Below are 8168 nucleotides of genomic sequence, written 5' to 3'. Positions count from 1 at the left end.
GTCTGCACCTTTACGCTTATAGCGACTATCACGCCGGGGCCTACGGACATGCTTTGGGGCATCTCCGCTTCACGGCCCGTTCGAATCCCATCCCGCTATACACAAAAAAACGATTCCTTTTCAGGAATCGGCTTGTTTTTTGTATATGGCGGAGAGGATGGGATTCGAACCCATGTGGGCTTGCACCCTAACGGTTTTCAAGACCGCCCCGTTATGACCGCTTCGGTACCTCTCCACATCTAATCGTCACAAAAGCTATTGTACCACAGGCCAAAAACGAGAAGCAACTTTATTTTTGGCCCATGGTCAATATTTCTATAAATTACTGAGCAGAAGGAATCGAACTGATGCCGCCCATATACGGACGCAATACTTCCGGGATCGTAATCGAACCGTCTTCTTGCTGATAATTCTCGACAATTGCCGCGAACGTGCGGCCGACCGCAAGACCCGATCCGTTGAGCGTATGCACGAACTCCGGCTTGCTCTTCGCGTCTCTTCTGAAGCGAATAGCAGCGCGGCGCGCTTGGAAGTCCTCTACGTTCGAGCAGGAAGATATCTCGCGGTATGTGTCTGCGCTTGGCAGCCAAACCTCAAGATCGTACGTCTTCGCCGCTGTGAAGCCCATATCGCCCGTACAGAGCGCTAGAACACGATAAGGCAAGCCCAGCAGTTGAAGCACCTTCTCCGCATTAGCTGTCATCTTCTCGAGCTCGTCGTACGATTCTTCCGGCTTCGTCAGCTTAATAAGCTCAACCTTATTGAACTGATGCTGGCGAATCAAGCCTCGTGTATCGCGACCTGCTGCGCCTGCTTCAGAACGGAAGCAGGAGCTGTAAGCGACGAAATATTTCGGTAGATCTTCAACTGAAAGAATCTCATCCCGATGAAGATTCGTCACCGGTACTTCAGCCGTAGGAATCAGGAAATACTCGGAGTCGGACAGCTTGAACAAGTCCTCTTCGAACTTCGGCAGCTGTCCTGTTCCGAACAAGCTGTCGCGGTTAACGATGTACGGAGGCAATACTTCCTCGTAACCATGCTGATCGCTGTGCAGATCCATCATGAAGCTGATCAGAGCGCGTTCTAGACGCGCGCCAAGGCCGCGATAGAACGTGAAGCGCGAGCCCGTTACTTTGCCGGCACGCTCGAAGTCTAGAATGTTCAGCGATTGAGCCAGCTCATAGTGCGGCTTTGGTTCGAACGCGAAGGATGGAAGCTCGCCGACTCTGCGAATTTCCACATTATCTTCTTCCGATGCGCCGACTGGAACCGTCTCGCTTGGAATGTTCGGAATCGCTTGCGTCAGTTCGTCTACTTGAACCTCAAGTACGCGCAGTTCCTCATCAAGCTCCTTGATGCGATCGCCTACTTCTCTCATCTCCACGATAAGAGCTTCTGCGTCGCCGCCCGACTTCTTCAGCTTAGCAACCTCTTGCGATACGACATTGCGGCGATTCTTAAGCTGCTCCGTCTCTGTAATCAACTCGCGGCGCTTACTATCCAATACGGGAAAACCAGCGATAAGATCAAGCGATGCGCCGCGGTTGCGAAGCGCCTGCTCAACCTTCTCGAATTCATTTCTTAACAGCTTCACGTCAAGCACGTTAGTTAACCCCCCTACAATCTAAGCCTTGCTCGCTGCCGCTTCCTTCACCATATCGACGAAATAAGCGTGCAGACGATAATCGTCCGTCAATTCCGGATGATACGATGCCGCAAGCAGATGGCCTTGTCTTGCCGTCACGATCTCGTCCTTGTATGTAGACAATACGTCAACGTCCTTGCCTACCTTCTTAATAAGCGGAGCACGAATGAATACGGCACGAATCGGCTCATTTATCCCTTTCACATCGAGATCCGTCTCGAAGCTTTCCCGTTGGCGGCCAAATGCATTTCTTGCCACGGTCATGTCCATGAGGCGCAGATGCGCGTCCTCTTGGCCTTCAATCTCTTCTGCGAGAACAATAAGACCTGCACAAGTGCCGAACAATGGCTTGCCTTGCCCAGCGAACGCTCTTACGGCATCAATGAAGCCGTATTGACGCATCAGCTTTCCGATCGTCGTGCTCTCTCCACCAGGGATTACAAGCCCCTCAATCTCTTCAAGCTGCTCGACTCGCTTAACGGCGACCGCTTCCGCGCCCGCCGCCTCCAAACTTCGTATATGCTCTGCCACCGCGCCTTGAAGCGCAAGTACGCCAATCTTCATGACCCAATCGCCTTCCTTTACGAAGCTGAAGCCGGCCGCGCAATAATCTGCACAAAGCCGGCGTCCGCGTATTACTCACTATATGAATTCTGAAATTTAGATACCGCGATCTTGCATGCGTTGCGAAGAATCTAGCTTGGAAATTTCGATGCCTTTCATTGGCGCTCCCAAGTTTTTGGATACTTCCGCGATCAATTTGTAATCTTGGTAGTGCGTTGTAGCTTCAACGATAGCGCGGGCGAATTTCTCTGGGCTGTCGGATTTAAAGATACCGGATCCAACGAATACGCCGTCAGCACCAAGGTGCATCATAAGCGCTGCATCAGAAGGTGTTGCTACGCCGCCTGCTGCGAAGTTAACGACAGGAAGCTTGCCTGTCTCGTGAATTTGAAGAAGCAGGTCATAAGGCACGCCAAGAACTTTCGCTTCATTGTAGAGCTCGTCCTTCGACAATCCTTGTACTTTGCGAATTTGGCCGTTAATGAGACGAAGGTGACGAACCGCTTCAACGATGTTTCCTGTTCCCGGTTCACCTTTCGTACGAAGCATTGCTGCGCCTTCTTGGATACGACGAAGCGCTTCGCCAAGATCCTTCGCTCCGCATACGAACGGAATCGTGAACTCGTTTTTGCTAATGTGGAAAATCTCATCTGCTGGAGTCAACACTTCCGACTCATCGATATAGTCAACGCCCATCGACTCGAGCACTTTCGCTTCAACATAGTGACCGATACGCGCTTTCGCCATAACCGGGATCGAAACAACCTTCATAACTTCTTCGACGATTGTCGGGTCAGCCATACGAGCTACGCCGCCTGCTGCACGAATATCGGAAGGTACGCGCTCAAGTGCCATAACTGCCGTTGCACCTGCTGCTTCTGCTACCTTTGCTTGCTCAGCGTTCATGACGTCCATAATGACGCCGCCTTTTTGCATTTCTGCCATTCCGCGTTTTACGCGCGATGTACCTGTTTCCATCCTACAAATCCTCCTATTTTCGACCATTGTCATTGTTTCTTGCCGAAGTTGTACTAACCATTGATTTTACAGGAAGCCCGATTAATCGACAACCCTAGATTTGCCTCGCGAGGCAAACAATTAGAACATATTGATGATCCCGTTAAACAATCCGGAGAAAAACTCGCCAATTGCACGGAACAACAGCTTGAACCAGCCGGCTTTGGCCACTTCATCCGTCGTCACCAAGTTAACCGTGTACTCGGTCGTGATGTTCAGTTCGGCATCGGTATACTTATAAGTCACTGTACCTATAGCCGTTCCGGCTGGAATCGGAGCAACAAGCTCATCTTCCGATTTCACTTGGCTGCCGATGAGTTCAACCTTAGGCTCGACGCCTTTCTTAACCATGAATGTAATGTCTTTGTCTGTTACGACATTTACGCTCTTTTTTGCGCCTTTTTTAACTTTTACCGATTGGATCGTTTCTACCACAGATTTCGGCGGCAATACCGTCTTTTTCTCAAAAGTGCTGAATGCGTAGTTGTACAGCTTCGCCGTTTCTTGGAAACGCGAGTTTTTCGTAGCCGTATCCATAACAACGCTAATGAATCGGATATCGCCGCGCTTTACCGTACCTGTGAAGTTGTAACCCGCCTCTTCGATAAAGCCGGTTTTCATGCCGTCAACGCCCTCATAGGCTAAGAAAGCAAGACCCGACTTGTTCTTATTAGCGCCAAGCATATAGTTGAAGTTAACCATAGGCGCTGTGTCGCGCGGACGGAACTTGTATTCCTGCATGCTGGAGAATTCCAAAAACTCTGGATGCTGTTTCAAAATAATTTGCGACAGCTTGGCCACATCGGATACCGAAATGACGGTATTCGGTTCGAAGCCTGTTGCGCTTGTAAATACGGCTGATTTGAGATCAAGATTTTTAGCCGTTTCGTTCATTTTGTCGACAAAAGCTTGCTCTGTGCCTGCAATTTCCGTTGCAAGCGCGCGAGTCGCGTCATTAGCTGATCCAACTGCCATTGCTATATATAAGTCCCTGACCGAGTGCTGGTCGCCCTCAGCCAAATATATTTGCGATTCCGAAGGTTCTGTATCTGCAGCTTCTGGGCTTACCGAAATGATTTGATCCCATTTTAAGCGGCCATCCTTAATTTCCTCTAACACGATATACTCTGTCATAAGCTTCGTCATACTCGCTGGCGGCAGCGGCTCGTCCTTGTTCACCTGGAACAACACCTGGCCGGTGTCCGCATCAATAAGTATTGCCGATTTAACCTGCAATCCTAGTGAGTTTTCTGTACTTGGTCTATTATCGTAACCTTGCGCCTCTACTACCGCAGTATTAAACGATAGCATTACCATCCAAATCGCCAAACTTGCAGCGATGACCGACAAAAACCGAACCGGTCTAACCATAACCTTCAACGTCGTCTCCCCTTTTCCCACTTGGATTGTCCGTTGTTAATTGTAACATAACAAACCAATACAATTAAACCTCTTTGAACAGTTACCTAAATGAGTAATCTCTCACCAATTATAAGGGGATTGCACATCAAAGAAAACCAGACAAGGACAAGCGTAGTATACGCAAATCCCTGTCTGGCTCTTATCCCGTTTGTCGGGTCTATTATAGAGAGTAGTTTGGTGCTTCTTTCGTAATTTGAACGTCATGCGGATGGCTCTCACGAAGACCCGAACCCGTAATGCGTACAAATTGCGTGTCGTTGCGAAGCGCTTCAAGCGAAGCCGTACCGCAATAACCCATGCCCGAACGAAGTCCGCCGAGCAATTGGTGAACCGTATCGGCTAGCGGCCCTTTGTAAGGTACGCGGCCCTCGATGCCTTCCGGAACGAGCTTGCTCTCGTTCTCTTGGAAGTAACGATCCTTGCTGCCTTCTTTCATCGCGCCGAGCGATCCCATGCCACGGTATACTTTGAAGCTGCGGCCTTGGAAAATTTCCGTCTCGCCAGGGCTCTCAGCCGTTCCCGCGAACAAGCTGCCGATCATAATGACGCTGGCTCCGGATGCAATTGCCTTCGTAATGTCACCGGAATACTTAATGCCGCCATCAGCGATAACTGGTATGTTGTATTCGCGTGCTACCGATGCACAATCGTAGATTGCTGTAATTTGCGGTACGCCGATACCTGCAATAACACGAGTCGTACAGATCGAACCAGGACCAATACCGACCTTAACGACGGATGCGCCTGCTTCGATCAAGTCACGCGTAGCTTCCCCTGTTGCAACGTTGCCTGCAATGATCGTAAGATCCGGGTACGTTGCGCGCAACTTGCGAACCGCTTCTAGAATATTAATATGATGGCCATGCGCCGAGTCAACAACAAGTACGTCGATACCCGATTGTACAAGTGCTTCTGCGCGATCCATCGTGTCCTTCGAGATGCCTACTGCCGCTCCGCAAAGCAGACGTCCGTGCGAATCCTTCGCCGCGTTCGGGAATTGGATCGCTTTCTCGATATCTTTAATGGTAATAAGACCTTTGAGCGTGTTCTCTTCATCAACGAGAGGCAGCTTCTCGATCTTATGTCTTTGCAGAAGTCCTTCGGCCTCTTGCAACGTTGTGCCAACAGGCGCCGTCACAAGATTCTCGTGCGTCATGACTTCACTAATTTTAATGGAATAATCGTGTACGAAACGCAAGTCCCGGTTTGTTAGAATACCAACAAGCTTCTTGTTGTTATCCACAATCGGTACGCCGGATATACGGTATTTGCCCATAAGCTCCTCAGCGTCGTATACATGATGCTCAGGTGTCAGCGAGAACGGGTTAGTAATAACGCCGCTTTCCGAACGTTTTACGCGGTCAACCTCTTCCGCTTGCTGTGCGATGGACATATTCTTATGAATAATACCGATACCGCCCTCACGAGCTATAGCAATCGCCAATGCCGATTCCGTAACTGTATCCATGCCTGCGCTAATGAGCGGAATATTCAGCTTAACGCTGTCGCTTAATCGAATCGAGATGTCAACTTCCCTTGGTAGCACTTCTGATTTGCGCGGAACAAGCAGTACGTCGTCAAACGTAAGCCCTTCTTTGGCGAATTTTGTTTCCCACACGAGTATGTTCCTCCCTTATTTTCAGTACCTCTCACGTATATTATTGCAATATTAGCAGAGGGGGTAGGGGCTGTCAAGGCTGAACAAAACAGGGTGCACGTCAGTAATTTGTGCAGATTGTTAGCCAAAATGGTCGTATTTTATTAGAAAAAGTCCATTAAGTACGTGTTTCGTTCGGGAATACGCTCCTGTAAGCGGTTTATAATGGACTCGACTCCTTGGACTCGGCCATATTGATATAATTGTAATATGTTCATATAACCTAGAAGTATCGTCGTTAATGTGCCAATACTGAGTTCAACGCTGTTTTGACCATTATTTGACGCACAATATTCATAGGGAACGAGATTAGCTTTACCCGATTCGGCGATATTGAGCATGTAGAGTCCATTATTCCATGGCGCATGCTCATCCTTAATTGCAATCACAATATGATCCTCATAATCTGCCGATTCAAACGAATATTGCTCCACAAAAGCTGCTGCATCAACAATACGTGCCATAAAATATGGAATCGTCTCCTGCTGGATGCGTGGATTATCTAATAGGAATGGCAACAGATCGTCGGACGGCGCGGTTATCGTTACTCGCTCTATCATCGAATCATGTTGAGCTATGAATGACCATAACGAGCTGCGCGCCTCCTCGTTAAGATAGACCAACTCATGTATCGTCATCTGACTATTTTTCACTTCATAACGAATATAGCCTTGGGGCTTGTCCGCAGTATCATAATACACAGCAGTCTGACCAGGCTTACGTTTGTTGACCCGATACTCCCACCATAGCTCGCTACGTGCCAACGTTCCGTTGTACTTGGAAGCATAAGCTTCGTACAGTTGACCTATTACATTGGCGGAAGCCTCCATGACCACTCTTTTAATTCGACCATTGATCAGTTGTCTTGCAGGCAATTGATCGGTGCGGATGGTGTAAGACTTATATTCGATATACGTCTCCCAACCGAACTTCCGGTAGAAAGCAAATGCGAATGGATGCAGAAACGATATACTCTGACCTCTATCCTTCATCCCCTCTAGCGCATGCACAAGCAGCTTCGCGACTAAGCCTTGTCTCCGGTACTCCGGCCAAGTAGCTACACCAGCCACTCCACCCATTGCAAATCTATTTCCTCCGATATACGTGTACAGATCGAACACCGCAGCTTGTGCTGCCAACTGTCCATCTACGATTGCAGCCCACTTTACAGCGGGTTCTGCTAAGAACTGCTGCTTCGTCCGCTCAATCTCTTCAGGCGATCTGACATACTGAAAGGCAAACTGGGATAATGCTATGCTCGCATCATATAATTCTTCCTTCATCTGAACAATTTCAATTTTTTGCTCCATCTCATATCGCCTCCAATTATCACCATCATATAACAAAAAAACATCGACTACTATAAGCGGCAGAGCTAGCGCTCCCATCGCTCATTAACTTTTATCCCAACACCGACTAACGAATCTAGGTAACTCTATTCATCATTTTACTACTCTGATGTGCACTTAACGAATCTACAAGTAGCTATTCTCTAACTTTAAAGCAAATTAAAGAGCTCTGATGACCAATAACGATACCAGAATTCTTAAAGGCGGTAAATTAGCAAATTCGAAGTAAATAAGGTTATTAGGATTCATTAGCATTTGTATAAACCACAAAACCCACTACATCTGCATGCGGTGGGTTTCTCGTGCCCCGATACGGTTATTCAGCACCCATCCCCCCCAGACTGGGAGAGGTAAGTCGCCGCTTCTGCGCACAACAAAAAACCAACCGCATCACAAGCGGTTGGTTCCTCGTGCCCCGCGACGGCCATTCCGCACCGGCTGAATAGACTACTTGTGCTTACTTCGAGGTCGGCATCTGAACCTTCCTCTATAGCCGGGCCTGCTTCCTCGC

The 8168-nt window shown here is 48.6% G+C and carries 7 protein-coding genes and 1 tRNA gene; all 8 read right to left on the bottom strand.

Annotated features, from left to right (window positions below; all coding sequences use genetic code 11):
- Window positions 1–146: 146 nt before the first annotated feature.
- Window positions 147–235, bottom strand: a tRNA-Ser gene (locus V8F51_RS31355).
- 87 nt (window positions 236–322) lie between these two features.
- Entirely contained in the window at window positions 323–1606 is a 1284-nt protein-coding gene (gene serS / locus V8F51_RS31350; RefSeq protein WP_337104436.1) for a serine--tRNA ligase, read from the bottom strand.
- A gap of 21 nt (window positions 1607–1627) precedes the next feature.
- Window positions 1628–2212: a pyridoxal 5'-phosphate synthase glutaminase subunit PdxT gene (gene pdxT, locus V8F51_RS31345; protein WP_337104435.1), complete on the bottom strand. Its 585-nt coding sequence runs from the start codon at window positions 2210–2212 to the stop codon at window positions 1628–1630.
- 96 nt (window positions 2213–2308) lie between these two features.
- Window positions 2309–3190, bottom strand: coding sequence for a pyridoxal 5'-phosphate synthase lyase subunit PdxS (pdxS, locus tag V8F51_RS31340; RefSeq protein WP_337104434.1), 882 nt, complete (start codon window positions 3188–3190; stop codon window positions 2309–2311).
- A gap of 120 nt (window positions 3191–3310) precedes the next feature.
- The gene (locus V8F51_RS31335) at window positions 3311–4600 is read right to left on the bottom strand and encodes a D-alanyl-D-alanine carboxypeptidase family protein (RefSeq protein WP_337104437.1); all 1290 of its coding nucleotides are present in this window, start codon (window positions 4598–4600) and stop codon (window positions 3311–3313) included.
- A 211-nt stretch (window positions 4601–4811) separates the two neighbouring features.
- A complete protein-coding gene (guaB, locus tag V8F51_RS31330) occupies window positions 4812–6269 on the bottom strand; it encodes an IMP dehydrogenase (protein ID WP_337104433.1) in 1458 nt (485 codons plus the stop codon).
- A gap of 143 nt (window positions 6270–6412) precedes the next feature.
- Complete coding sequence (locus V8F51_RS31325) at window positions 6413–7618, bottom strand: GNAT family N-acetyltransferase (RefSeq protein WP_337104432.1); 1206 nt, start codon at window positions 7616–7618, stop codon at window positions 6413–6415.
- A 359-nt stretch (window positions 7619–7977) separates the two neighbouring features.
- A partial coding sequence (locus tag V8F51_RS31320; RefSeq protein ID WP_337104431.1) for a hypothetical protein occupies window positions 7978–8168 on the bottom strand: 191 nt, incomplete at its 5' end.

The sequence above is a fragment of the Paenibacillus sp. YIM B09110 genome (assembly GCF_037167145.1).
Taxonomy (GTDB): Bacteria; Bacillota; Bacilli; order Paenibacillales; family Paenibacillaceae; genus Pristimantibacillus.
Note: the sequence above shows the minus strand (reverse complement) of the source record. Positions and strands in the feature narration are given on the sequence as shown.